The following is a 26,002-nucleotide window of genomic DNA, read 5'->3' on the forward strand; positions in this document are numbered from 1 at the left end:
CTCGCTTACTGCAGGCCGCGCAGCGCAAGCCCGGCGCTCACGATATAGGCCGGCAGGTCGCGCTGCAGATAGCGCTCGTTGACCTTTCCGGCTGTCATCATGTTCGCGAACGGGTTGGCCAGCGTGGTGGTGATCTCGGTCTGTTGCTCGATGGCCGCCTGCACGCCGACCAGCGAGGCGTGGCCGCCCGAGAGCAGGRTCTCGTCGAYCCGGCCGATGCTCGAAGCAGACAGGAAGTTGCGCACGGCCCCATGCACCTCCGCCGCCAGCGCCTCCAGGGAGGGACCGAGCAGCTGGGTACGCCAGGATTCCGGCAACGTGTTCTTGCGCTTCTTGATCTCGGCCTTGAGCGCGTCCAGCGTGAACATGCGCGCGGCGCTCTGGGTGAGCTGGTCGCCGTAGCTGTTGAGCGATTGCTCGTAGAGTTCTTTCCAGCCTTGGTAGAAGATCGCCTTGGAGCGGCTGCCGCCAAGGTGGATCACCGCCACCACGGGCAACTCCTTGGCATCGGTCGCGCTGATGTCGGCCGATACGCCCAGCATCTGCACCACGGAGCGCTGTACCGCGTATTCCTCGACGTCCATCACGTGCGGCTTCAGCCCGGCCATTTCGGCCGCGGTGACGCGTTCCTGCACGCGATCGCTGTTGGCGGCGGTAACGCGCACGCCAATGCCCCCCTCGGTTTCGCTGGGGCCGATCACGGCAAAATCGAAATTGACGGCCTGCGACGGCGGATAGAGGCGATGCGCCTCGGATTCCACCTGGACGTAAAGCTCATCCTCGGACAGGTTGTCCGGCAGGCTGACGGTCTGCGATTCGGTCAGCATCGACGGCACTCCCAGCACGACCTCTTTCGTGCGAATCCCGGCCTTGCCGAGTGCACGCTTGAGGGCGATGCCCACCGCTTCGATATTGACCACGTTGCCATCGGCAACGGCATTGCGATCCAGCAGTTCGCTGGCGCATTTTTCCAGCCGATAGTCGTTCTTGCCGCTGCCTACCGACAGCTCGACTACCTTCACGCTGGACGACCCGATGTCCACGCCGACCGTCGTACGGCGCAACAACCCCGACAAGATACCTCGCCGCAAGGTGACCCCCTGACCGTTGAACTCGCCTTGGCTTGGTTGCTCTAATTTGGCGAGTCTTTATTGTTTCTTGGATGAAACGTTTTGCTCTTTTGGTTGGTGGATTCTCACCAAAAATCGGGGCGCTGGCAATGTGCCGGTTTGACCACGATTGCTTTTAATGAGCGCCCCTTGCAAAGCGTTGCCAAAATCCCACGGTAGCCCTGCCCCTCCCCCGATCCGCTCATCTTTTCGTTTCATGCAGATCTCAATCCCATTACATCTTGTAACAGCGCGATAGCGGCGCGCACGCCACAACGCGCCGGGCCCCGCGGATCCCGGGAGATATAATCCCGGCACCTCTAACTAGGTATTTCCCTTATGGCCACAGCACAACAAAAGCCTGCCCTACCCGCCCGGCGTCCGATCTGGATGCGGCTGACCTTTTGGGCTCTGGGCCTGCTGGTGGCCGGGATCGTGGCGGTGGCGCTGCTGGTGGGATATGCGCTGCTGGTGGCCGCGCCCAACCTGCCATCGCTGGATACCATCACTGACTACCGGCCGAAGATTCCGTTGCGGATCTATACCGCGGATAACGTGCTGATTGGCGAATTCGGCGAGGAACGGCGCAATTTCGTGCCGATTACCGAAATACCCGATGTGATGAAGAAGGCGGTGCTGGCCATCGAGGATGACCGGTTCTACGAACACGGCGGGGTCGACTTCGTCGGCGTGCTACGCGCGGGGCTCGCCAACCTGCGCGGCGGGCTGTCGCAGGGTGCGTCCACGATCACCATGCAGGTGGCGCGCAACTTCTTCCTCTCCAGCGAGAAGACCTACACCCGCAAGCTGTATGAAATGCTGCTGGCCTACAAGATCGAGGCCAACCTCTCGAAGGACCAGATCCTCGAGCTCTACATGAACCAGATCTACCTGGGGCAGCGCGCCTATGGCTTCGCCAGCGCGGCACGTGTGTATTTCGGCAAGTCGATCAAGGACGTGACGCCGGCCGAGGCCGCCATGCTGGCCGGCCTGCCCAAGGCGCCCTCGGCCTACAACCCGGTGGTCAACCCGAAGCGCGCCAAGGTACGCCAGGAATACATCCTGCAGCGCATGCGCGACCTGCGCTACCTCACACCCGAGCAGTACGACCAGGCTATCCACGAAGAACTGAAGGTGCGCGGCGAAGGCAATGAGTTCTCCACGCATGCCGAGTACGTCGCCGAAATCGTGCGCCAGCTTATGTATGCGCAATACCGCGAGGAAACCTACACCCGCGGCCTGACCGTCTACACCACGCTCAACAAGACCGACCAGGACGCCGCCTATGAGGCCGTGCGCTCGGGCATCATGAATTACGAGCGCCGCCACGGCTACCGCGGGCCTGAGGCGTTCATCGACCTGCCCGCCAGCGCGGACGAGCGCGAGCAGGCCATCGACGACGCACTGCTGGAGCACCCCGGCAGCGACGACCTGCGCTCGGCCGTGGTCACCAGCGTGACCGCCAAGCAGGTGCAGGCCACGCTGCTGTCGGGCGAAGTCGCTACCATCGAAGGCCAGGCGCTGCGATTCATCGCGCCGTCGCTCGCGGCCAACGCGCAGCCCAAGGCCAAGATCCGGCCGGGCGCGATCATCCGCGTGACGCAGGACGAGAAAGGCGCGTGGACGGTCACGCAGTTGCCTGAAGTATCCGCGGCCTTTATCTCGCTCAATCCGGAAGACGGCGAGATCCGCTCGATGGTCGGCGGCTTCGATTTCAACCGCAACAAGTTCAACCATGTGACGCAAGCCTGGCGCCAGCCGGGATCGAGCTTCAAGCCGTTCATCTACTCGGCGGCACTGGAAAAAGGATTCTCGCCCGCCACCGTGATCAACGACGCGCCGCTCTCGATCAGCGACAACGGCGGCCAGGTGTGGGAGCCGAAGAACTACGACGGCAAGTTCGAAGGCCCGATGACCATGCGCCGCGCGCTGGCCAAGTCCAAGAACCTGGTGTCGGTGCGCATCCTGCGCGCCATCGGCACCCAGTACGCCCAAGACTACATCACGCGCTTTGGCTTTGACGCCGACAAGCACCCGGCTTACCTGCCGATGGCGCTGGGCGCCGGCAGCGTCACCCCGCTGCAGATGGCTGGCGCCTACTCGGTCTTTGCCAACGGCGGCTACCGCGTCAATCCCTATCTGATCCAGAAGGTGGTCGATGCGCGCGGCAATGTGCTCTCCGAAACCAAGCCCCAGCGCGCTGGCGCGGATGCGGTACGCGTGCTGGATGCCCGCACCGCCTTTATCGCCGACACCATGCTGCGTGAGGTAGTGCGCAGCGGCACGGCCAACAGCGCCAAGCAGCGCCTGGGCCGCAACGACCTGGCCGGCAAGACCGGCACCACCAACGACGCCGTCGACGCCTGGTTCGCCGGCTACACGCCCAAGCTGGTGGCCATCGCCTGGATGGGCTACGACCAGCCCAAGAGCCTGGGTGTGCGCGAGACCGGCGGTGGCCTCGCGCTGCCAATCTGGGTGGGCTACATGGGCAAGATGCTGAAGGGCGTGCCCGAAATGCCCGAGCGCCAGCCCCCGGAAGGCGTGATCACCGTCGGCGGCGACTGGACCTTCGAGGAAAACGCGGGCGGCGCCGGCGTGGCTTCGGTTGGCCTGGGCGATCCGTGGCCGGGCAAACCGGACGAGAGCACGCAATCGCCGGCCGATACCGAGGCCGAGAAGAAGCGCATTCTGGAAATGTTTGGCGGCGGCTGATCCCCGTCGTGGGAGGCTTCGCCAACGAAAAAGCCGGCCCTCAAGCCGGCTTTTTCGTGCCTGGGCGCCGCGCTCAGGCCAGCGTCAGGGCTATCCCGGCCTGCTGGCTCACGTAGCCAGACAGTGCCGCATACAGTTCGCCGCCGCCGCGCGTATCGATCCAGCGCTGGCCATCGTGGCGGAAATGGAATCCGCCCGCGCGCGCGGCCACCCACAGTTCCTGCATCGGCGCCTGGCTGTTGACGATGATCTTGGAACCGTCCTCGAACTCGAGCTCGATGAGGTTGCCGGCACGGTTGATCTCGATATCGGCGTCGGCCGCGTCGGCGGCGGTTTCCACCGCGCTCTCCAGYCGGTCCAGCTCCTGCTGGGCCAGCGCCAGGAACTCACTTTCACTCATGGGGGGCATGCTAAACTCCAAGGCCGCCGGCCAGCGTCATTTGCAGCATTCCGCGGCATTCGGCCAGTAGCGTATTGAAAAAGTACTTCGTATTTCCGTTGGTCCCGCCGCCCCTGCTTCAGGGACTGCCCGGGACCGTCCGGGACGACTCTGGACGTCTCGTTGGACTCTTAGCCTCTTAGACTCTTTAAGTAAGGACGACCCGATGTTGCGTCGTGTTGCGATTGTATCGGTGATTGCCGCCAGCCTTGCGATGCCCCTGTTGTCCGGATGTGGCATCCGCGGCCCGCTGACAATGCCCAAGCAGCCTCCCGCACCGGCCCAGCCCGGCGTACCGGATCCCGGCCTGGCCAATCCGGCTGTCCCGAATCCGGCGGCCATCCAGGGCACCGCACCGGCAGCGGCGTCCGCCACGGCACCGGTTGCAGTGCCAGCCGCCACCCCCACCGCCAAATAACCATGAACGCCTTCTTCCATCGCCACGACGGCGTGCTAGCCGTCGAGCACGTGCCGCTCGCGCGCATCGCCGCCGAATACGGCACCCCCACCTATGTCTACTCGCGCGCCGCGCTGACCGCCGCCTACCAGGCCTACGCCGCGGCGTGCCAGGGGCGCCGCGCGCGCGTGCAATACGCCATGAAGGCCAACTCGAACCTGGCCGTGCTGCAGGTTTTCGCCAGGCTCGGCGCTGGCTTCGACATCGTCTCCGGTGGCGAGCTGCAGCGCGTGCTGGCAGTGGGCGGAGATCCGCGCAAGGTGGTGTTCTCGGGGGTCGGCAAGACCGCTGCCGAGATGGAACTGGCGCTGACGCACGATGTGCTGTCGTTCAATGTCGAGTCGATCCCCGAGCTGGACCGCCTCAATGCCGTGGCCGGCCGGCTGGGCAAGCGCGCGCGCGTATCGCTGCGCATCAATCCGGATGTGGATGCCAAGACGCATCCATATATCTCCACCGGGCTGAAGGGCAACAAGTTTGGCGTGGCGTTCGAGGACGTGCTGCCCACCTACCGCGCCGCCGCGGCGCTGCCCCACCTGGAAGTGGCGGGTATCGACTGCCATATCGGCTCGCAGATCACCGAGGTGGCGCCCTACCTGGAAGCGCTGGACAAGGTGCTGGACGTGGTGGAAGCGCTCGAACGCGAAGGCATCAAGCTCGAGCACATCGACGTGGGCGGCGGTCTTGGCATCACCTATGACGATGAAACGCCGCCTGACATTACCGGCTTTGCCCGCACGTTGCTGGACCGCGTGGCCGAGCGCGGCCATGGCCATCGCGAGGTGCTGTTCGAGCCGGGCCGCTCGCTGGTGGGCAACGCCGGCGTGCTGCTGACCCAGGTCGAGTTCCTCAAGCCGGGCGCCGCCAAGAACTTCTGCATCGTCGATGCGGCCATGAACGACCTGGCCCGCCCCGCCATGTACGAGGCCTATCACCGCATCGAACCCGTGCAACTGCGCGAGACGGCGCAAGCCGCGGCCCTGACCTACGACGTGGTGGGCCCCGTGTGCGAATCCGGCGACTGGCTTGGCCGCGATCGCGCGCTGGCGGTGCAGCCGGGCGACCTGCTCGCGGTGATGTCGGCCGGCGCCTATGGCTTTGTCATGAGCTCCAACTACAACACCCGCCCGCGCGCGGCCGAAGTGATGGTCGACGGCGACGACGTGCACCTGGTGCGCGGCCGCGAGCGCGTGGAAGACCTGTTCCGCGACGAGCGCCTGCTGCAAGGCTAAGCGCCTGCCCAGCCCCGTGCCCGGGAGCGTCCTGATCCTGGGCGGGCGGCGCGGGCGCGGCGCGGATCGACTATCGCTATGCCAACGGCAGCAGGCTGCCCAAAGCCGTGCCGCCACGCCATCCGGCCGCGCGCGAGATCACGCTCCATCTCTGACGCGCCCTCAGCGCCCTGGCTGCTGTGCCCCGGGCTTGCGCCACCACCACCAGGCACGCATCGCCAGCAGTCCGAACACCACCGCGGCGTAGATCGAGACCGTGCCGAAATCATGCTTGCCGGCCTTGTGCCACCAGTAGTGCATGATGGCCAGCACGGCGACGGCGTACACGGAACGGTGCAGCCATTGCCACCGCTTCCCGCCCAGGCGCTTGACCATGGCATTGGCTGAGGTTGCCGCCAGCGGAATCATCAGCACGAAGGCGGCGAAACCCACCGTGATGAACGGCCGCTTGGCGATGTCCTTGACCATGTACGCGACATCGAAGCCACGGTCCACGCCAAGCCACAGCAGGAAATGCTGCAGTGCGTAGAAGAAGGCGAACAGCCCGAGCATGCGCCGCAAGCGAATCAGCCAGTTCCAGCCGGTGAAACGGCGCAGCGGCGTGACCGCCAGCGTGACGCACAGCATCACCAGGGTCCAGGTACCGGTCGAGCGCGTGACGAACTCCAGCGGATTGGCGCCGAACTGATCGGTAAAGCCGAGGTACAGCAAGCGCAGGAACGGCAGCATGGCAAGCAGCCACACGGCCAGCTTGACCGTGCGCACACGCCCTGGCGTGAGCGTCGCGAGACCAGGCTGCCCGCTCGCCCGTGCCGGGCGTGCGCCGGCGGCCGGTGCGCCCGGGCGCGGCGGCGAGAGATCCTGTGGGGCCATCAGAAGAACTTCCTCAGGTCCATGCCCTGGTACAGCGACGCCACTTGCTGGCCATAGCCGTTGAAAGGCAGCGTCTTGCGCTTGGGCGCGAACAACGCGCCAAAGCCGCCGCCCTTGTCTTCGCCGATGCGGCGCTCCGTGGCCTGGCTCCAGCGGGGATGATCCACGTCCGGATTGACATTGGAATAGAAACCGTACTCCTGTGCCGCAGCCAGGTTCCAGCTGGTGCTGGGCTGCTTGTCGACAAAGCGGATCCTGACGATGGACTTGGCACTTTTGAAACCATATTTCCAGGGGACCACCACGCGCACCGGCGCACCGTTCTGGTTGGGCAGCACCTCGCCGTAGAGGCCAAAGGCCAGCAAGGTCAGCGGATGCATCGCCTCGTCCATGCGCAGGCCCTCGGTGTAAGGCCATTCCAGCACGCGGGCGCTGACGCCAGGCATCTGCTTCTTGTCGTTGAGCGTGACGAATTCCACGTACTTCGCGCCGGCTTGCGGCTCAACGCGACGAATCAGTTCGGCCAGGGAATAGCCGCTCCAGGGAATCACCATCGACCAGCCTTCTACGCAGCGCAGCCGGTAGACCCGCTCTTCCATCGGCATCAGGCGCACCAGCTCGTCGATATCGTAGACCTTGGGCTTCTTCACCAGGCCTTCGACGGCAACCTGCCATGGACGCGTGCGCAGCGTACCGGCGTTGCGCGCGGGGTCCGACTTGTCGGTGCCGAACTCGTAGTAGTTGTTGTACGTGGTGACGTCCTCGTACGGCGTGCGCTTTTCCGTCACTACGTAGGCATTGTTGGGCGCGGCCGGCAGCTTCTGGCCGCGCGGGGCCTGGGCCAGCGCATCGCGCGCGAACCACGGGGCCGGCATGCTCCCGGCAGCCCCCGCGGCCGCCATGGCCAAGAGCCGGCGACGCGACTCGAACACACCGCGCGGGGTGATCTCGCTGGCGGCAATATCGTCGCCGCGCAGCCACTTGGGAGAGGGAATCAGCATCGTTGTTCCTCGTTGCATGCCATGGGTAAAAATCGATCCGCCGTTCGTGCCTGGCCCTTGGCAGCCCCGCGTGCACGATTGGACTCCGGCTTGAGTCGGATGGCGCACGCGAATCCTGACATCTTTTTTTGCCAGGGCGCCACGCCTGCACCCGGGGCCTTTGTCAGGCAGGGGGCCGGCCGGACTGCACAGCATGGCTGGCGGCCTCAGCCGCCTTGGTATTGCCGGTAGACTGACTGCGCCAGCGCCAGCAATGGCGCCCGCTCAAGCGGTCCGGCCAGCGCGAAGCCGATATCCCGGTCCACCCAATAGAAAGCCATGGTGCCGGCGGCGGCGGCCGGACGATCTCCCGGTCCCGTGCCCATCCGCTCGAGCCGGAAGCCGGTGTCCGGCGTATCCCGTGCCATGTGCCGTAACTGCAGCGACAATCGGGTTCCATCGTCGGTCTCATACATCAGGATGGCCGATGGGCCGCCCTCGGCGACGCCCAGGCGCCCGCCAATCAGGTGGAATCCCTGGGTGCGCAGATCGGGGACCCGCAAGGGCGCGCCGAGCCGCTTTGACAACCAGGCCACCAGATGGGCTTCATCGGTAGCGGCCACCTCGACCGGATGGCGCACTTCAGGTGCGTATACCACATGACTGGCCAGCGCTTCGCGCGCGAAGCGCTCCACCGAGGGGACGCGCGCCGCCAGGGTGTCCGTGCGCCCATGCGCGAACCAGCCGATCGCGCCGCCCAGAGCCAGCGAAGCCATGCTGGCCGCCAGTGCCATGCCCCACCCCGCCTTGCCGCGCACCCGGTCAGCGGCGCCGTCGCGCAGCCGGGACGGAAGTGCATTCAGCGGTACAGGCTCATTGAGCACGCCGTCGAACGCAGCATGCAGTTCACTTGCCTGCCGCCGCCAGCTACCGACCTTCTCTCCGGCATCGGGATAGGCGGCCAGGTACGCCTCCACCTCGGCACGGCGGGCGGGATCCAGCTGGCCATCGGCATAGGCGTGGAGATCGGCTTCGTTGACTGGGGACATCATTTGACTCGCTGCAGTCCGGCCGCCCGGCCGGAGGCCTGCGGGTTCGCCTCGGACGCTCCGTCCATCAGCAGGCGCATCTGCTCACGGGCGCGTGCCAGGCGGGACATCACCGTGCCCACCGGCACCTCCAGCACCTGCGCCGCCTCGGCATAGGTGAGTTGCTCCAGGCCGACCAGCAGCATGACCGCGCGCTGGGCTTCGGGCAAGCGAGCCAGCGCCCGTACCAGGTCCAGGCGCAAGGCGGGCTCTGGCGCAGCACTGGGTACGTCGGGAAGCGTGTCGGTGAAGGTCACAAGATCGGCACGCCGGTACGCATTGATGCGCAGCCGGTGCATCATGGTCAGYAGCCAGGACAGCAGGCCATCCGCGCCGTCGCCCCACCAGGCGCCGGCGCGCAGCCGGAAGCGCCAGCGGTAGCGCAGCGCGCGTTCCAGCGTGTCCTGCACCAGGTCGTCGGCCAATGCCGCATCCCCGGTCAGGCCACGGGCGTGGCGCCGCAGGCGCGGCGCCAGCGCGACCAGCTGGCGGTCGAAGCCGTCCATGCCGTCAGGCTGCCCGCGCCCGGATCAGGGAGCGGCCACGTGCCAGACGTTGTTGAAGTTATCGCCCATGCGGTCACCCGGTTTGGCATCCTTGGCGAAACGATAGAGCGGCTTGCCGCGATAGGCCCACTGCTTGGCGCCGTCGTCACGAGTGATGACGCTGTAGTCCCCCGTGGGGCTGGTGCCGGGCGCCGCCATCAGGGGCGGCCAGTTGGTGGCGCAGGGACCGTTGCAGGCGCTCTTGCCACCCGCATCACGGTCAAAGGTGTAGAGCGTCAGGCCCTGGGGATCGGTCAGCGCGCCGCCGGCGACTTTCACCGTGGGCGGCATATTGCCCGCACTGCTGCCACCCATGCCGCCCATGCCAGAACAGGCAGACAGCAGCACTGCGGCAGACGCCAGCGCGAGAACAGCGGGACGGGACAGCGATGCGAGAGAAGCGGCTGCGAAGGGACGGGAAAGGGCCATGATGTCGATCTCCATGCGATGCGGCGCCGCCAGCCGGCACCGTCCCTTCAGTAAACACCGGATGTGACGGCTTTATTCCATCTGGACGAAAAAAAACCTGCCGCGTCGGACCGACGGGGCAGGTTTTTCTTATTGCGGCGCAACATCCGGATCAGAGTTCGCCGTAACTATGCAGGCCCGAGAGGAACATGTTGACGCCCAGGAAGGCGAAGGTCGTGACCAGCAAACCCACCAACGCCCACCAGGCCGCCATGGTGCCGCGCAAACCCTTCATCAGGCGCATGTGCAACCAGGCCGCATAGTTGAGCCAGACAATCAGCGCCCAGGTTTCCTTCGGGTCCCAGCTCCAGTAGCCGCCCCACGCTTCCGCCGCCCAAAGCGCGCCCAGGATGGTGGCGATGGTGAAGAAGGCGAAGCCCACTGCAATCGCCTTGTACATCACATCATCGAGCACTTCGAGCGAGGGCAGGCGCTCGGCCAGGATGCCACGCTCCTTGCACAGGTAAGCCACCGAGACCATCGCGGCCAGGGCGAAAGTGCCGTAGCCTATGAAATTGGCCGGCACATGGATCTTCATCCACCAGCTCTGCAACGCTGGGACCAGCGGCTGGATCTCGCTCGCATCGCGGCTGACCGTGTACCACAGCAGGAAACCGACCGCCGCCGACACCACCAGCATCACGAACGGCCCAAGCGCGCGCGTCTGGTAGCGGCCTTCGTAGTAGAGGTAGAACAAAGAAGTGATCAGCGTGAACAGTACAAACACTTCGTACAGGTTCGAGATAGGAATGTGGCCGATGTCGGCGCCGATCAGGTAGGACTCGTACCAGCGCACCAGCATGCCGGTGAAGCCCAGCACCACTGCCGCCCACGCCATCTTGCTGCCGATCTGCAGCCCGGTCTCCGAGCGCGTCAGCAGGCCGCCCCAATAGAACAGGGTGGACAGGAACACCAGCGCGCTCATCCACAGGATGGCCGACTGGCTGGACAGGAAGTACTTGAGGAAGAAGGCCTGCTCGGCGCGCGGCAGCTGGCCCTGGTAGAGCTGGATCGCGAACAGCGACAGCACCGCCAGCAGCACCATCAGCAACCGCACCGGCTTCCAGTGCCATCCCAGCAACGCAAAGGTGGGCACCGCTGCAATCAGCACGCCTTTGTCGTAGACATTCATCCACTCGCCGTAGCGTGCCAGTGCGAAGCCCGCGCCCGCTGCCAGCAGCAAGGCAAAGACCCAGTCGACCCAGCCCAGCCGGCGAAGGAACGACGGCTCCAGGTAGGCCTGCTCCGCACCGCCGGCGCCACCGGCTGGAGCCGGGCTCGCCTGCATGGGCGGCCTGGCCTGATTCACATTCGAGGACATATTGGTTCCTGCTTAATTGCCGGCCGCGTTCAATGCGTGGCCGGGTCCGGCGTGCCCTTGCCGGCCGTGTCGAGATTACCGGCGGCCCGGCCTACATCGTCGCGCAGAGCGACAAATTCCTTCTCGAAATCCAGTGTACGCCGCTGCGTGGACATGGCCATCAGCACATGGCTGGCAGCACCGCCGCCCTCGCTTCCGGCCGATCCGCCGGCAGGGTCCCGGACCCACAGCCAGACGCGGCGCTCGCGGATGTAGAACATCGAGAACACGCCCAGCACCAGCAGCAGACAGCCAAGATACACGATGTTCTTCCCTGGTGCACGGGTCATCTGGAACACGCTGGCCTTCACCTCGGTGAAGTCGTCGAGCTGCAGGAAGACCGGCGCGGTGTAGAAGAAACTGTCGGATAGCGCATTGATGGCCTGCTGCAAGAAAGCGCCGCTCTGAGCACTATTCGGCACCACCGGCAGCTTGTCCTGCGCGCGTGCCAGTTGCCAGAGTTCCCACATCGAGCCGTTGAGGATCTTCAGCAGCACGTCGGCGGCCTTCTGCTGCTCGGCCGGCGGCACGGACTTTTCCAGGAAGGCGGCGATTGCCGTGAAGCCGCCAGGCGGCGCTTGCGGATTGCTTCGTGCGGCGCCAGCGAAGAGATCAAGCGCGCGCAGGGCGCTCTCGGCAAGCTGGCCGCGCAACACCTCGCGATCCTCGCCCGGCATCGAGGCCAGGGCAAAGCGGCGTGCCGCTTCGACCCGCAGCGCGCGGTCCTGCAGCGCGGCGCGCAGGCGCATCCAGTCGGCTACGCTGTTCTGCTCGTCGGCCGGGATGCGCAGGTAACGGAACGGCTCGCTGGGCGAATCGCGCATGCCGGCAAGGAAGACCGACTGCCCATCGAGCTGCACGGGCACCATGTAGTTGTTGAACTCGCGCGCCTGCCCGTTGCGGTCGCGCAGCTTGTACTGCACCGACGGACCCACGTTGCGCAGTTCCTTCGCGCGATCAGGATTGACCGCCGAGCCCAGGTGGGATTCCAGCTTCTCGTTGAGCGATTTGCGCGCCACGCCGCGGGCATCGGGCTTGCCCGACGCGTCGGTGACGTTCTCGATATTCATCAGGCGGAAATCGCTGAACTCGACCGTCAGTCCCTCGGCGTCGGCGGCGCTGCCCGTGCCGGTCAGCGGCGAGTTGGCGCCCACCGTACCGGCGAAGGCGAAGGTCTTGTCATTGCCGCCCTGCATCGGGTAGCCGACGAACTTCAGCTTGGAGCCGCCGTCCTCGAAACTCGACTGGTAGATGGCAATGCCGTCCACCACCAGCGGTTCGTTGACCTTGACAGTGGCTTCGGTCTTGCGGCCAGTGGTGCGGTCGGTGATGACCACATCGGAGGCGAACAGCTTGGGCATGCCGGTCGAGTAATGCTCGACGGTAAATTTCTTCAGCGTGATATTGAACGGCAGATCCTGCACCAGCGCACCGTCCGAGATATTCAGGATGGCAGTGGAGACGGTCGCGCCTTCGGGCACGAAGGCATTGCCGCGAAAACCGGGATTGTTGACCGACAAGCGGTGCTGCGGCGGAATGTCGCTGATCACGGCGTTGCCGGTAATCGGACTCTTGCCGCCAAACCACATCTGGGCACGGATCAGCATGTCGCCGTCGAGCAGGCCACCGATGCAGATCACCACGATGGCGGTGTGCGCCAGGATGTAGCCCAGCTTGTTGGCCGCGCCCGCCTTGGCCGCCAGCAAGGTGGCGCCGTCATGGGGCACGGTCTTGATGCGATAACCGCGATTGGCCAGCAGCGCAGTGAGCCGCGTCACCGCATCGGCGCGCGGGCGGCCTGCATCGAACTCGGCGCGGTGATGGAAGGCGCGCAGGCTGCGCTCGCGCACGTGGTCCTTCCACGAACGCATATCCTTGATCATCTTGGGCGCGTTGCGCGTCAGGCACAGTGAGGTGGAGACCACCAGGAAGGCCAGGATCAGCAGGAACCACCAGGAGCCGTAAACCTTCTGCAGCGACAGCGTGTGGAACAGGTCAGCCCAGAATGGGCCGAACTGGTTGACGTAGTTGGGATAGGGCTCGTTCTGCTTGAGGACCGTGCCGATCACGCTGGCGATCGCGATGACCGTCAGCAACGCGATGGCGAAACGCATCGAGGACAGCAGTTCCACCGCGTCGCGCAGCAAGCGGTGAGAAGTCTTCAGGTGCAGTCCTGACGTGGAAGCGGTCGACATGTGCAGTGGGGCCCTCGGCCTTGAAATGAAAAAGGGTGGACATGCTTGCGCAGGCCACCCTCTTCGATTGTTGCCGTGCTGCCTGGTTGCACCCCTGCGGTCCACCTCGCAACGGCGAGGCCCGCGTGGGCGCTCCGGCTACCCGGCGCTGAACGACTTAGCGAATCCCTGCGACGTAGTCGGCCACGGCCTTGATCTCGGCATCCGACATCTTGGCGGCAATGGTGGTCATCACGGGATTGTTCTTGCGGGTGCCCTGGCGGAACGCGACCAGTTGCGCCTCGGTGTATTCGGACCATTGTCCGCCGATGCGCGGGTACTGGGCCGGGATGCCGGCGGCGGTGGGGCCGTGGCAGGCCGCGCAAGCGGGCACACCCTTGGCGGCGATGCCACCACGGTAGATCTTCTGGCCGGCTTCGATGGTGTCCTTGCTCTTGGCGGTGGCAGGCTTCAGGCTCTGCTTGGCCAGGTAGGCGCCGACGTCCTTCATTTCCTGCTCGGACAAGGCTGCCGCGTAGGGCGACATGATGGCGTTGCTGCGGGTCTTGGCCTTGAAGTCGTCGAGCTGCTTGTGCACGTACTCCGGATGCTGGGCGGCCAGCTTCGGATTGGCGGCGCCGCCACTGTTGCCGTTGGCGCCGTGGCAACTCAGGCAAGCCGGGACATTGCGATCGGGGGCACCTTGCGTGTAGAGGGTTTCGCCCTTGGCCGGATCAGCCTTTGCGGCGGCCTGCTCTGCGGCAGATGCCAGACCGGTCATGGCAGTGGCCGGCAGAGCCAGCGCCACGACAGCCAGAAGTTTCGCAATGCGGTTCATTCGCACACCTTGTCTGAATTGTTTTGAAATCCATGGGGCACGCCGTTCAGCACCTTGCCCGCGGTGAGGACGCGCATGGGCTGGTACTTTGACATCGGAAATTCACCACGACGGACCGCCAGCCCCGCTGAAGCCAAAAACGCCCAGGCGAGAGCCGAATGGCACCGCCCCCATGCGAACGAGAGCGGCAGACCGTGCGAATATCCCCGTAGCAGACCCAGCCCCCCGGCTGGCCCCCTTGCCGCTGCGCCATGCAGGCGCTGCAACAGACCAGACCGACAGGCTTGCTACCACGATGGAACGGACACGCAGAGCTTCCTGCTCAGATAAACGCAAGGCCAAGGATGCCGCGCGTCACCTAATCGGGAGGCCGTTAACCGCGTTATTGTACAATAAATCGTGTGCCGGATAGAGGATGTGCGCGCCGCGACGCGGCCAGACGCCAGCCCCGGCCATCCAGGCGGCAGCATGTGCCGCCCACCTCACTCACATCGGCGTGGTGACGCCGGCGGACCCGCCAAATGCAAGGCGGCGCCCCGCCCCCACCCGCCCCATCGCCCACGCGCATGTCCCTCCTACACCAGGCCCGCTTCTTCGTTACCGTCAACCACCTGCGCGACCTGCCTGCCACGGCGGTGCCGGAAGTGGCCTTCGCCGGGCGCTCCAACGCCGGCAAATCCACCGCCATCAACATCCTGTGCAACCAGAAGCGGCTAGCCTTCTCGTCGCGCACGCCGGGCCGTACCCAGCACATCAATTTCTTCGGGGTCGCACCGGTCAAGGCGCCGGAYCCRCTGGCMTTYCTSGTCGACCTGCCCGGCTATGGCTATGCGCAGGTGTCAGGATCGGCCAAGTACCATTGGCAGACGCTGCTGAGCGACTACGTACAGACCCGTTCGCAGCTGGCTGGCCTGGTGCTGATGATGGACGCGCGCCGGCCCTTCACCGACCTGGATTGCCAGATGGTTGAATGGTTCCTGCCCACGGGCCGGCCCATTCACGTGTTGCTGACCAAGGCCGACAAACTGACCAACAGCGAAAACGCCCTGGCCCTGCGCGAAACCCGCAAGATCCTGGCCGGTTACGCCGAACAACTCGACACGCCCGTGGCCCTGACCGCGCAATTGTTCTCCAGCCTGAAGCGCCGCGGCATCGAGGAAGCCCAGCGCGTGGTGGCAGGCTGGCTGGCGCTGCCGGAAGCACAGCCGGCCGTGGTGCCGGGCAGCGAGTCCGCCGCCGCGCCGCAGGAAAAAGCAAAGCCCGACCAGCCGGCGGTTGTGCAAGACACACCGCCCGACGCGGCCGCGAACTGACCTTCCAGCCCCGCTTTGCGTACCCGCCCCTGCGGGTGCGGCGCGATAGCGAACCCGCGCATCCCCACGAATCGAACAGGCAAAAAAAACCCCGTTGCAAGCAACGGGGGCGAACTTTCCCACCGGTTGAGGGTGGGTACCCGCTCAGGGAGGAGTAGCGGGGGACGCTGCATCACGCAAGCGCAACGCAGAGTGTCCGCGAGTATGATAGCGGGCACGATCAAAAGTTTAGTTTTTCTTTCGGAGCGGCCTGCTGGATCACTCGCCAGCCACATCGCGCGCCAGCAGCCCGGCAAAATTCCGCACTCCCTCAGACATTCTCCCTCAAGCCATGTCCACTTTCCCCGAGTACCGTCCGCGCCGCATGCGCCGCGATGATTTCTCGCGCAGGCTGATGCGCGAACACCGCCTGTCGCCGGACAACCTGATCTACCCGGTATTTATCGTCGACGGCCACAACCAGCGTGAAAGCGTGGCGTCCATGCCCGGCGTGGAGCGGCTCTCGGTCGACCTGCTGCTGCCGGTGGCGGAGGATTGCGTCAAGCTGGGCATCCCGGTCATCGCGCTGTTCCCGGTCATCGATCCGGCCCTGAAGACGCCCGACGGTATCGAGGCCACCAATGCCGACGGCCTGATCCCGCGTGCCGTGCGCGCACTGAAAGACCGCTTCCCCGAGCTCGGCGTGCTGACCGACGTGGCGCTGGACCCCTACACCAGCCACGGCCAGGACGGCGTGCTGGACGCCGACGGCTATGTGATCAACGACGTCACTGTGGAGATCCTGGTCAAGCAGGCGCTGACTCAGGCCGCGGCCGGCGTGGATATCGTGGCACCGTCGGACATGATGGACGGGCGCATCGGCGCGGTGCGCGCCGCGCTGGAGGACGGCGGCCATATCCATACGCGCATCATGGCCTACTCGGCCAAGTACGCATCGGCCTTCTATGGCCCGTTCCGGGATGCGGTCGGCTCAGCGGCCAACCTGGGCAAGGGCAACAAGATGACTTACCAGATGGACCCGGCCAATACCGACGAGGCCTTGCGCGAAGTGGCGCAAGACATCATGGAGGGTGCCGACATGGTGATGGTCAAGCCCGGCATGCCTTACCTGGACATCGTGCGGCGCGTGAAGGATGAGTTCCGTTTTCCCACCTACGCCTACCAGGTCAGCGGCGAGTACGCGATGCTCAAGGCCGCAGCCCAGAATGGCTGGCTGGATCACGACAAGGTCATGATGGAGTCGCTGCTGGCCTTCCGCCGCGCCGGCGCCGACGGCATCCTGACCTACTTCGCGCGCGACGCTGCTCGCCTGCTCACGCGCTGAACCGGCCCGGATGCAGCTGTTAGGTTTTTCCGCCAGCCAGGTCCATCCGCTCGCCTCGCTCGACGAGGCGCGCGACTTTCTCGCGGGCAACGCGGCGGCCCGCTTCGTCTGGGTCGATACGCCGATCGAGGAAGTCAGCGCCGCGCCGACGGCCTGGCGCGACAGCGTCCAGGCCCTGACCGGCGCCCCGGTGCTGGATCTGCACCTGATCGATGCCACCAACCCGTCGCATCCTTCGTATTTCGATACGACGCATGCCTACGACATGGTGATCTTCCGCAAGCTCACCTTTGAAACGAGCCGGCTGATTGCCGAGGCCGGCGGCGAAACGGCGGCGGCGTCCGGAACGACAGCAACCGCGCCAGCCACCGCACCAGAATTGCCGCCAATCCCGGGAGCCTCCACGGCTTCCACTACGGTTTCAGCTACCGCGACAACCAGCCAGCCGCCCGCTTCAAGAACGCAGGCTCTGGCCAAACCGCGCCGCTACCCGCCAGGCTTTCTGCCTGCACTGGCCAAAATCGATACCCAGCCGGTCACTTTCTTTGTCTTCGACAATGTGCTGCTGACGGTCCGGCCCGCGCAGTCTCGCACACTCGACCAGGTGCGCCAGCGCCTGCTTGAGCTATGCCAGGCGCCACGGCCGCAGTCCGCCTCGAAGACCCGCCCCAACGGGCACGCCGCCGCGCTGGTACATGGCATCCGCCCGCCGACGCGCCCGGAAGACCTGATGCTGCGCCTGCTCAACGCGATGGTCGACCGCTACCTGGACCTGCGCGCGCCCCTGACGCGCCAGCTGGACCGTTGGCAGCGCGCGCTGCTAAACGCCCGGCGCAGCTTCTCCAGCTGGGAAGGCTTGCTCGATGCCCGCATTGAACTGCGGCGCCTGGAGCACCTGTGCGAGGAACAGCACGATGCGCTGCAGGAATTCCGCGACAGCCTGCTCGACAACAGTTACAGCGTGCAGAGCGAAGGAACCGCAAACGCGGCAGGCCGCGACGATGCCTTGCTGGTGCGCATCAACGACGTGATGGAACACATCTCGCGCGTGCTCGCGCACGCGCGCCGGCTGGAGGACTCGATCGAGTCCGCGGTGCAGATTCATTTTTCATCGGTGGCGCATCGCACCAACCGCACCATGCGTACCCTGACGCTGATCACTGCACTGTTCATGCCACTCACGCTGATCACCGGCATCTTCGGCATGAACTTCGAGCGCATGCCGTGGCTGCGCGAGCCGCAGGGCTTCTGGTGGTCGCTCGGGCTGATGGGCGCGGTGGTGGCAGTGCTGGCGGCAGTGTGGGGGCTGGGACGCCGGCTGGAGAAAAGCTAGCCGACGCCTGCGCAAGCCCGGGGGGTCAGGTGCTAGCTTTGGCGTCCAGGGCGCGCGCGAGCGTGTCAAGGAAACGGGCGGCGGGTTGGTAGCCGATTGCACGAACCGGCCGCTCGCGCCCGTCAGGACCGAACAGGATGATGCCCGGCGGGCCGAACAGGCCGAAGCGCTTGAGCAGTGCCCGATCGTCGGCGTTGTTCCGGGTGACGTCCGCCTGCAGCATCACCACCCCGGCAAGCCGGGCCCGCACGCGCTCGTCGCTGAACGTGAAGCGCTCCATCTCCTTGCAGCTCACACACCAGTCCGCATAGAAGTCGAGCAGCACGGGCTTGCCCGCTGCGGCGGCCTGCGCCACGCGAGCGTCGAGTTCGGCTACCGAGCGGACCCGCTCAAAGCGCACTGTGGTCGAGTCGCTGGCCGCCGCGTCTGGCGCGGTGCGACCTGCACCAAGATGCGCCAGCGGTTGCAAGGGATCCCGGCCACCGGACGCGAGCCCCACCAGCAAGATGGCTCCCGCCAGCGCGGCAAGCAGGCCCAGGCCCTTGCCCACCCTGGCCAGGCCATGCGCCTCGGGGCCAAGTGACTCGAAGGCGCTCAGGAAAACCGCGCCCACCAGCAGCAGCGCGGCCCAGCCTGCCATCAGCGCCCATGCCGGCAGCACCGGGCTGACCATCCACAGCGCCACGCCCAGCAGCAGGAAGCCGAAGAAGCGCTTGGTCATTTCCATCCACCGTCCGGCACGCGGCAGCAGGTTGCCCGCGCCCACGCCCACCAGCACCAGCGGCACGCCCATGCCGAGCGCCATCGCGAACAGCGCGCCGCCACCGGTTACGGCATCGCCGGTGCGTGCGATGTAGGCCAGCGCGCCGGCCAGCGGTGCCGTCACGCACGGCCCGACGATCAGCGCCGAGATCGCGCCCATGGCCGCGGCGCCGGCGAGTTGCCCGCCCTGGCGGCGGTTGGACGAAGCGGTCAGCCGCGTTTGCCAGTGTTGCGGCAGCTGCAGTTCATAGAGGCCGAACATGGAAAGGGACAAGGCCACCATCAGCAGCGCGAAAGCCGTCAGCACCCACGGCGACTGCAGCGCGGCGGACAAGCCCTCGCCAAGCAGGCCGGCCGCCACGCCAACAGCGGTGTAAACCACCGCCATGCCTAGCACATACGACAGCGACACCAGCAAAGCGCGGCCGCGCGTGACATGCTCACCCACCACGATTGACGACAGGATCGGCACCATGGGCAGCACGCACGGCGTAAAGGTCAGGAGCAAACCGAGGCCGAAGAACAGCGCGGCGATCACGCCGAGGTTGCGGCTGGCCAGCGCCCCGGCAATGCGGTCGTTCTCGTCGGCAGGCCCAGTCAGTTGGGCAGGGGAGGGGCCGGCAGATGCCGCCGCCCCGGCCGCGTCGCGGCTTTCGGTGCCCGGGCCGCTGCCAATGCTGCTGGAATCCGCCGGCGCCCGCTTGCCGAACAGCCCGTCGAGCACACCGCCGCCGACCTTGAAAACGCTCTCCATCGGGGGATAGCACAGGCCCTTGTCGGCACAGCCCTGGGAAGTCACCACCAGTGACCATTTGCCGTCCGCCGGCGCGGACGCMACCGGTACGCGGATAGTCACGCCACCATGGTAGGTTTCCATCTCCTTGCCGAAAGTCTCGTCGAACTTGACCTTGCCCGGCGGGAATACCGGAGCGCCAAGCTTGACGGAGGTCGGCTGCGCGGCGAAGGCAAAGCGCTCGCGGTAGAGGTAGTAGCCATCGGCTACATCGAAGCGCACTTCGACGGTCTGCGCGTCGACCTGCCGCGCCGCGAAACGGAAGGCTTGGTCCGGCGGCAGGAAGTCATCGTCGGCGGCATGCGCGGCGCCGCCGAGGCACAGCCACAATGCTGCGAGCAGCAAGATCAGGAGCCGCGCTGCGGCACTATGCCGCACCGACCCCGCTGCCGACCCGCAGTCCAAAGCGCCCGACATCACTCCGAAACCCATGCCCCATCCTTGAATTGTCATTCGTCGTATCCGTACCTCGAACGCCGCGCGGCGCCGGTTTCGGCCGCATCGCCCGCTAGCCGCCGAAGGACGGACATCCTTGCGCGTGCTTACGCGCTGTCATCGTCAGCGTCTGGCGTCCGCGTCTCCTGCGCCACCCACGCAAGGTAAGGCGCAAAGCCGGCCGCAACCGGCAATGCCACGATCTCCGGCACCTCATAGGGGTGCGCCAGGCGAATCGCGGCTTCAAGCGCCGTATAGCGATCCTGCGTAGTCTTGATCAGCAGCGGCCATTCCCGCGTGGTTTCGATCTCGCCGCGCCACCAGTACTCGGACTGACATGGCGCCAGCCGGTTCACACAAGCTGCCAGCCTGGATTCCAGCACTGCGCGGGTCATACGTGCGGCGGATTCGGCATCGGGCAACACCGTCATTACCAATAGCGTCTCGCTCATCGTGCTTTCCTCAAAAACCTGGCCCGGAAAGCAATCGAGCCAGGCATGCAGCCTGGCTCGATTGTAAGCGGTGTCCGCGCGGCTCGCCGCGACCAGTGGTCGCAAGCGGCCGGGACGATATCGACCTTATTCGCCTGCTTCTTCAGCCGGCGCTTCGGTGATTTCCGGACGATCCACCAGTTCGACCAGCGCCATCGGTGCGTTGTCGCCCTGACGGAAACCGAACTTCAGGATACGGGTGTAACCACCCGGGCGGGCGTTGTAACGCGGGCCCAGTTCGTTGAACAGCTTGGTAACCATGTCGCGGTCGCGCAGACGGGCGAAAGCCAGGCGGCGGTTGGCAACGGTGTCCTTCTTGGCCAGCGTGATGAGGGGCTCGACAACCTTGCGCAGTTCCTTGGCCTTGGGCAGGGTGGTCTTGATCAGCTCGTGCTGGAACAGCGAGTTGGACATGTTGCGCAGCATCGCGAGACGGTGCGACGAGGTGCGGTTCAGTTTCCGCAAACCATGACGGTGACGCATGATGATTCCTTTATTGCAATGTTTGACCAGCTCTTCTATCGCTCGGCCGGGATGCTCCCCGGTTCGGCGCGGGCCGGTAGTCTATTGGAGCGGCCGGCACATGCCGGTCGCCGGGATTACCGGCACGGCAACGGGACCAGCCCGCCGCCGCGCCAGGCAAATTACTTCTCCAGCCCTGCGGGCGGCCAGTTCTCGAGCTTCATGCCGAGGGTCAGGCCACGCGAAGCCAGCACTTCCTTGATTTCATTGAGCGACTTGCGACCCAGGTTCGGGGTCTTCAGCAGCTCGTTCTCGGTACGCTGGATCAGGTCGCCGATGTAGTAGATGTTTTCGGCCTTCAGGCAGTTGGCCGAACGCACCGTCAGCTCCAGGTCGTCCACCGGGCGCAGCAGGATCGGATCGATCTGCGGCGTACGGCTCGAAGCGGCTTCCGCCGACGACTCGGTACCTTCCAGCGCTGCGAACACCGACAACTGGTCAACCAGGATGCGCGCCGATTGACGAATCGCTTCCTCGGGCGAGATCACGCCGTCGGTTTCGATGTTCATCACCAGCTTGTCGAGATCGGTACGCTGTTCCACACGAGCCGATTCGACTGCGTACGAAACGCGGCGCACCGGCGAGAACGAAGCGTCCAGCACGATGCGGCCGATGACCTTGCCCGCTTCGTCGCCAAACTTGCGCACGTTGCCGGGGACATAACCACGGCCTTGTTCGACCTTGATCTGCATGTCCAGCTTGCCGCCGGCCGACAGGTGAGCGATCACGTGGCCGGGGTTGATGATCTCGACGTCGTGCGGCAGCTCGATATCGGCCGCGGTCACAACGCCTTCGCCTTCCTTGCGCAGCGACACCGTGACTTCGTCGCGGTTGTGCAGCTTGAAGACCACACCCTTCAGATTGAGCAGCAGGTTGACTACGTCTTCCTGAACGCCATCGATGGTGGAGTACTCGTGGACCACCCCAGCGATCGTGACTTCGGTCGGGGCATAACCGACCATCGACGACAGCAGCACGCGACGCAGGGCGTTACCGAGCGTATGGCCATAGCCACGCTCGAACGGCTCCATCACGACCTTGGCGTGATGGTCGCCGAGCGGCTCCACGGCAATAATTTTAGGCTTGAGTAGTGCTGTTTGCATTAGGTTGTCCTTTTCAATACCCTCGGCTCGTTACACCGATAAGGCTGACGTATGGAACCTGAAAATCCCATCGCACGATGGGCAATAAGCCCGACGCGCGGCAGCGCGTCGGGCTGAAAGTGAAGCTTGGCGGGAAACGCAAGCCCCTGGCCGTTCGATGGTGTCGGTCAGAATTCGTGTGATTAACGCGAATACAATTCGACGATCAGGCTTTCGTTGATGTCACCCGAGATATCGGCGCGATCCGGCACTTGCTTGAATGTGCCTTCGAACTTCTTCGCGTCCACGGCAACCCATGCCGGGAAACCCGATTGCTCAGCCAGCGACAGCGCTTCGGCGATACGGACTTGCTTCTTCGACTGCTCGCGGATGCTGATGACGTCACCAGCCTTGACTTGCGCCGACGGCACGTTCAGGGCTTGACCGTTCAGCAGGATCGCCTTGTGCGACACCAGCTGGCGCGCTTCAGCGCGGGTCGAGCCGAAGCCCATGCGGTACACGACGTTGTCCAGGCGCGATTCCAGCAGTTGCAGCAGCTTTTCACCGGTGTTGCCCTTGCGGCGGTCGGCTTCAGCGAAGTAGCGGCGGAACTGGCGCTCGAGTACGCCATAGATACGCTTGACCTTCTGCTTTTCACGCAGTTGGTTGCCATAGTCGGAGGTGCGTGCACCCGAGGTGCGGCCGTGCTGACCCGGCTTGCTGTCCAGCTTGCACTTGTCTGCAAGCGAGCGGCGTGCGCTCTTCAGGAACAGGTCAGTACCTTCACGGCGGGATAGTTTGGCCTTCGGGCCGATATAACGTGCCACTTTATCTTCCTTCCTGATCGATCGCGGCGCCTTGTTCGACGCGCCGCGAGTCCGCCTTCTCCGCCCCGGTTGATTGGGCGCATGAGTGGCAGACGGTGGGCTTATCCAGCGCGCTCCCATTCGGGCACGCGCAAAAGCATGACTAACTACTGCGCCAGGCGACCGACAACGACGTCGATCGCGCAAACGCAAAACGAAAACCTGCTGCAAACAGATGCAGCAGGTCAACGTGCAATGCTACCACACCGGGCTGCACACGGGGAAGACCCCGATTGCAGCCTGGGTATCACATCGGCACTTAGATCCGACGGCGCTTCGGCGGACGGCAGCCGTTGTGCGGCACCGGCGTCACGTCTTCGATGATCGAGATCTTGATGCCGAGCGCGTTCAGGGCGCGCACAGCCGATTCACGGCCAGGGCCGGGGCCCTTGATGCGCACGTCCAGGTTCTTGATACCCTGGTCTTGCGCCACGCGGCCGGCATTCTCGGCGGCGACCTGAGCTGCGAAGGGAGTCGACTTACGCGAACCCTTGAAGCCCTGGCCACCCGAGGTTGCCCACGCCAGAGCATTGCCCTGACGGTCGGTGATCGTGATGATGGTGTTGTTGAACGAAGCGTGGACGTGCGCAATGCCGTCGGCAACGTTCTTCTTGACCTTCTTACGCGCGCGCTGGGCGGCGTTATTCGGACCTTTTGCCATTAGTTTCTTCCTCTGCCTTCGGCTTTACTTCTTCAGAGCCACGCCGGCCTTACGSGGACCCTTGCGGGTACGGGCGTTGGTGCGGGTGCGCTGACCGCGCATCGGGAGACCCCTGCGGTGACGGACGCCACGATAGCAACCAAGGTCCATGAGACGCTTGATGTTCATCGTGGTTTCACGACGCAGGTCACCCTCAACCGTGGCCTTGGCTACTTCGTCACGAAGCTTTTCCAGGTCGCCGTCGGTCAGGTCCTTGACCTTCTTGTCAAAGGGAACGCCGGTGGCCACGCAAATCTTGCGGGCGCGCGAGCGGCCGATACCGTAAATAGCCGTCAGGCCGATCTCGGTATGCTTGTGGTTCGGGATGTTAACCCCTGCGATACGTGCCATTCGTCAATCCTCTTTACGATTAGCCTTGGCGTTGCTTGTGGCGGGGATCCGACGAGCAGATCACGCGCACGACACCGTTGCGCTTGATAACTTTGCAGTTGCGGCAAATGCGCTTAACAGAAGCCAGCACTTTCATGATTTTCCTCTTCCTTCAATTCCTGTTCGCTTCACTTCGTCCGAAAGACGATGCGCGCGCGTGACAGATCATATGGAGTCAGTTCAACCGTCACCCGATCACCCGGAAGAATCCGGATGTAGTTCATTCGCATCTTGCCGGAGATATGGCCCAACACTACATGGCCATTTTCCAGTTTGACGCGGAACGTCGCGTTAGGGAGGTTTTCCAGGACCTCCCCCTGCATCTGGATGACGTCGTCTTTTGCCATACCTAGCCTGTACCGACCCGGCTTCAGCGCAAGGTCAGATTACCCTTGAAATTCGCTTTCTTCAGCAGGGACTCATATTGCTGCGACATGACATAGGACTGAACCTGGGCCATGAAGTCCATCGTGACGACCACGATGATCAGCAACGAGGTTCCGCCAAAATAGAACGGAACGTTCCAGCGCAGTACCAGGAATTCCGGCAACAGGCAGACCAGTGTGATGTAGATCGCACCAGCCAGCGTCAGACGGACAAGAATCTTGTCGATGTAGCGCGTCGTCTGCTCGCCCGGACGAATGCCCGGAATGAAGGCACCGCTTTTCTTCAGGTTGTCTGCGACTTCCCGGCTGTTGTACACAAGAGCCGTATAGAAGAAGCAGAAAAATATAATTGCAGCAGCGTACAGCAGGATGTAGACCGGCTGTCCCGGCGAAAGCGTCGCAGCCAGGTCCTTGATGAACCGGCCGGCAGCGCTCGTCGAGTCAGACGTGAACCAGCCCGCGATGGTCGCCGGGAACAGGATGATCGACGATGCGAAGATCGGCGGAATCACCCCTGCCATGTTCAGCTTCAGCGGCAGGTGCGACGACTGGCCGCCATACACCTTGTTGCCGACCTGACGCTTGGCATAGTTCACCAGGATCTTGCGCTGGCCACGCTCGACAAACACCACGGCGAAGGTCACCCCGGCGATGATTGCAACGATCAGGATCGATGCAATGATGCTCATGGAACCGGTGCGAACCAGCTCGAAGAGCCCGCCGATCGCGTTGGGCAAGCCCGCCGCGATACCGCCGAAGATGATGATCGAGATACCGTTGCCCAGACCACGCTCGGTGATCTGCTCACCCAGCCACATCAGGAACATCGTACCGGTCACCAGCGTGATCACCGCCGTAGCCCGGAACATCAGGCCCGGATCGATCACCAGCCCCGGCTGAGATTCCAGCGCGACTGCGATCGACAGCGCCTGGAAGGTGGCCAGGACCACCGTGCCGTAGCGCGTGTACTGCGTGATCTTGCGTTGACCCGCCTGCCCTTCCTTCTTCAGCGATTCCAGCTGCGGCAGCACGATCGTCAGCAATTGCATGATGATCGACGCCGAGATGTACGGCATGATGCCGAGCGCGAAGACGGTAAAGCGCGACAGCGCACCGCCCGAGAACAGGTTGAACATCCCGAGGATGCCACCCGACTGACTCTGGAAAAGCTTCGCAAGCTGTTCAGGATCGATTCCCGGCACCGGAATATGCGCTCCGATGCGGTACACGATCAAGGCCAGCACCAGGAACATCAGCCGGCGCTTTAGGTCGCCGTACTTCGCCGTGTTCTTGGCTTGCGTGCTTGCATTGGGTTTCGCCGTGGCCAAAC

The 26,002-nt window shown here is 64.6% G+C and carries 27 protein-coding genes; 6 read left to right on the forward strand and 21 right to left on the reverse strand.

Annotated features, from left to right (window positions below):
• Window positions 1–5: 5 nt before the first annotated feature.
• Both pilM and AC1DN0_RS11420 read right to left on the reverse strand, forming a co-directional pair.
• Complete coding sequence (pilM, locus tag AC1DN0_RS11415; RefSeq protein WP_477145725.1) at window positions 6–1,076, reverse strand: type IV pilus assembly protein PilM; 1,071 nt, start codon at window positions 1,074–1,076, stop codon at window positions 6–8.
• A 72-nt stretch (window positions 1,077–1,148) separates the two neighbouring features.
• Window positions 1,149–1,328: a hypothetical protein gene (locus AC1DN0_RS11420; protein ID WP_152561905.1), complete on the reverse strand. Its 180-nt coding sequence runs from the start codon at window positions 1,326–1,328 to the stop codon at window positions 1,149–1,151.
• Between the two features lie 120 nt (window positions 1,329–1,448).
• Between AC1DN0_RS11420 and AC1DN0_RS11425 the strand changes: the two genes are divergently transcribed.
• Entirely contained in the window at window positions 1,449–3,821 is a 2,373-nt protein-coding gene (locus AC1DN0_RS11425) for a penicillin-binding protein 1A (RefSeq protein ID WP_477102478.1), read from the forward strand.
• Window positions 3,822–3,894: 73 nt separating this feature from the next.
• On the opposite strand, the gene cyaY is transcribed toward AC1DN0_RS11425, so the two are convergent.
• The gene (gene cyaY / locus AC1DN0_RS11430) at window positions 3,895–4,230 is read right to left on the reverse strand and encodes an iron donor protein CyaY (protein WP_035870721.1); all 336 of its coding nucleotides are present in this window, start codon (window positions 4,228–4,230) and stop codon (window positions 3,895–3,897) included.
• Window positions 4,231–4,426: 196 nt separating this feature from the next.
• Here cyaY and lptM point away from each other — a divergent pair, with 196 nt between their 5' ends.
• Together lptM and lysA are read left to right on the forward strand one after the other, a co-directional pair.
• Window positions 4,427–4,678, forward strand: coding sequence for an LPS translocon maturation chaperone LptM (gene lptM / locus AC1DN0_RS11435; protein ID WP_441632707.1), 252 nt, complete (start codon window positions 4,427–4,429; stop codon window positions 4,676–4,678).
• Between the two features lie 2 nt (window positions 4,679–4,680).
• Entirely contained in the window at window positions 4,681–5,949 is a 1,269-nt protein-coding gene (gene lysA, locus AC1DN0_RS11440; RefSeq protein ID WP_441632709.1) for a diaminopimelate decarboxylase, read from the forward strand.
• A 162-nt stretch (window positions 5,950–6,111) separates the two neighbouring features.
• Here lysA and msrQ read toward each other — a convergent pair whose 3' ends face one another.
• From msrQ to AC1DN0_RS11480, 8 genes are all read right to left on the reverse strand, one after another.
• Window positions 6,112–6,822, reverse strand: coding sequence for a protein-methionine-sulfoxide reductase heme-binding subunit MsrQ (msrQ, locus tag AC1DN0_RS11445; protein ID WP_441632711.1), 711 nt, complete (start codon window positions 6,820–6,822; stop codon window positions 6,112–6,114).
• The gene (gene msrP, locus AC1DN0_RS11450; protein ID WP_441632713.1) at window positions 6,822–7,823 is read right to left on the reverse strand and encodes a protein-methionine-sulfoxide reductase catalytic subunit MsrP; all 1,002 of its coding nucleotides are present in this window, start codon (window positions 7,821–7,823) and stop codon (window positions 6,822–6,824) included. The genes msrQ and msrP overlap by 1 nt, the downstream gene beginning before the upstream one ends.
• 206 nt (window positions 7,824–8,029) lie before the next feature.
• A complete protein-coding gene (locus tag AC1DN0_RS11455; protein WP_441632715.1) occupies window positions 8,030–8,854 on the reverse strand; it encodes an anti-sigma factor family protein in 825 nt (274 codons plus the stop codon).
• Complete coding sequence (locus AC1DN0_RS11460) at window positions 8,851–9,396, reverse strand: RNA polymerase sigma factor (protein WP_441632717.1); 546 nt, start codon at window positions 9,394–9,396, stop codon at window positions 8,851–8,853. The genes AC1DN0_RS11455 and AC1DN0_RS11460 overlap by 4 nt, the downstream gene beginning before the upstream one ends.
• 24 nt (window positions 9,397–9,420) lie before the next feature.
• A complete protein-coding gene (locus tag AC1DN0_RS11465; RefSeq protein ID WP_035870803.1) occupies window positions 9,421–9,864 on the reverse strand; it encodes a COG4315 family predicted lipoprotein in 444 nt (147 codons plus the stop codon).
• 151 nt (window positions 9,865–10,015) lie between these two features.
• Complete coding sequence (gene ccsB, locus AC1DN0_RS11470; protein ID WP_477102481.1) at window positions 10,016–11,191, reverse strand: c-type cytochrome biogenesis protein CcsB; 1,176 nt, start codon at window positions 11,189–11,191, stop codon at window positions 10,016–10,018.
• Between the two features lie 62 nt (window positions 11,192–11,253).
• Window positions 11,254–13,458: a cytochrome c biogenesis protein ResB gene (locus AC1DN0_RS11475; RefSeq protein ID WP_441632719.1), complete on the reverse strand. Its 2,205-nt coding sequence runs from the start codon at window positions 13,456–13,458 to the stop codon at window positions 11,254–11,256.
• A 157-nt stretch (window positions 13,459–13,615) separates the two neighbouring features.
• A complete protein-coding gene (locus tag AC1DN0_RS11480) occupies window positions 13,616–14,275 on the reverse strand; it encodes a c-type cytochrome (protein WP_035870737.1) in 660 nt (219 codons plus the stop codon).
• 566 nt (window positions 14,276–14,841) lie between these two features.
• Between AC1DN0_RS11480 and yihA the strand changes: the two genes are divergently transcribed.
• The 3 genes from yihA (at window position 14,842) to AC1DN0_RS11495 (ending at window position 18,245) form a co-directional block, all read left to right on the forward strand.
• On the forward strand, window positions 14,842–15,588 hold the full coding sequence (gene yihA / locus AC1DN0_RS11485) for a ribosome biogenesis GTP-binding protein YihA/YsxC (RefSeq protein ID WP_477102479.1): 747 nt from the start codon (window positions 14,842–14,844) through the stop codon (window positions 15,586–15,588).
• Window positions 15,589–15,919: 331 nt separating this feature from the next.
• Window positions 15,920–16,912, forward strand: coding sequence for a porphobilinogen synthase (gene hemB / locus AC1DN0_RS11490; protein ID WP_035870740.1), 993 nt, complete (start codon window positions 15,920–15,922; stop codon window positions 16,910–16,912).
• Window positions 16,913–16,922: 10 nt separating this feature from the next.
• Window positions 16,923–18,245 carry a magnesium transporter CorA family protein gene (locus AC1DN0_RS11495; protein ID WP_441632724.1) on the forward strand — a complete coding sequence of 441 codons (1,323 nt, stop codon included), beginning with the start codon at window positions 16,923–16,925 and terminating at the stop codon, window positions 18,243–18,245.
• Between the two features lie 25 nt (window positions 18,246–18,270).
• Here the strand turns inward: AC1DN0_RS11495 and dsbD are convergent, their stop codons facing one another.
• The 10 genes from dsbD to secY form a co-directional block, all read right to left on the reverse strand.
• A complete protein-coding gene (gene dsbD, locus AC1DN0_RS11500) occupies window positions 18,271–20,217 on the reverse strand; it encodes a protein-disulfide reductase DsbD (protein WP_441632756.1) in 1,947 nt (648 codons plus the stop codon).
• Between the two features lie 125 nt (window positions 20,218–20,342).
• Window positions 20,343–20,687: a divalent-cation tolerance protein CutA gene (cutA, locus tag AC1DN0_RS11505; RefSeq protein ID WP_441632726.1), complete on the reverse strand. Its 345-nt coding sequence runs from the start codon at window positions 20,685–20,687 to the stop codon at window positions 20,343–20,345.
• Between the two features lie 126 nt (window positions 20,688–20,813).
• Window positions 20,814–21,209, reverse strand: coding sequence for a 50S ribosomal protein L17 (gene rplQ, locus AC1DN0_RS11510; protein ID WP_006160427.1), 396 nt, complete (start codon window positions 21,207–21,209; stop codon window positions 20,814–20,816).
• Window positions 21,210–21,370: 161 nt separating this feature from the next.
• A complete protein-coding gene (locus AC1DN0_RS11515; RefSeq protein ID WP_006160428.1) occupies window positions 21,371–22,351 on the reverse strand; it encodes a DNA-directed RNA polymerase subunit alpha in 981 nt (326 codons plus the stop codon).
• Window positions 22,352–22,533: 182 nt separating this feature from the next.
• Window positions 22,534–23,157, reverse strand: a complete 624-nt coding sequence (gene rpsD / locus AC1DN0_RS11520) for a 30S ribosomal protein S4 (protein WP_035870746.1) — start codon at window positions 23,155–23,157, stop codon at window positions 22,534–22,536.
• 298 nt (window positions 23,158–23,455) lie between these two features.
• On the reverse strand, window positions 23,456–23,857 hold the full coding sequence (rpsK, locus tag AC1DN0_RS11525; protein ID WP_006160430.1) for a 30S ribosomal protein S11: 402 nt from the start codon (window positions 23,855–23,857) through the stop codon (window positions 23,456–23,458).
• Between the two features lie 24 nt (window positions 23,858–23,881).
• Window positions 23,882–24,247, reverse strand: coding sequence for a 30S ribosomal protein S13 (gene rpsM, locus AC1DN0_RS11530; RefSeq protein ID WP_006160431.1), 366 nt, complete (start codon window positions 24,245–24,247; stop codon window positions 23,882–23,884).
• Window positions 24,248–24,266: 19 nt separating this feature from the next.
• Window positions 24,267–24,383 (reverse strand): 50S ribosomal protein L36, encoded by a 117-nt coding sequence (gene rpmJ, locus AC1DN0_RS11535; RefSeq protein ID WP_006160433.1) that lies wholly within the window; start codon window positions 24,381–24,383, stop codon window positions 24,267–24,269.
• A 31-nt stretch (window positions 24,384–24,414) separates the two neighbouring features.
• Complete coding sequence (gene infA / locus AC1DN0_RS11540; protein WP_006160436.1) at window positions 24,415–24,633, reverse strand: translation initiation factor IF-1; 219 nt, start codon at window positions 24,631–24,633, stop codon at window positions 24,415–24,417.
• A gap of 23 nt (window positions 24,634–24,656) precedes the next feature.
• Entirely contained in the window at window positions 24,657–26,000 is a 1,344-nt protein-coding gene (gene secY / locus AC1DN0_RS11545; RefSeq protein ID WP_006160437.1) for a preprotein translocase subunit SecY, read from the reverse strand.
• Between the last annotated feature and the right edge of the window lie 2 nt (window positions 26,001–26,002).

This window comes from Cupriavidus sp. 05N39 (assembly GCF_056397325.1).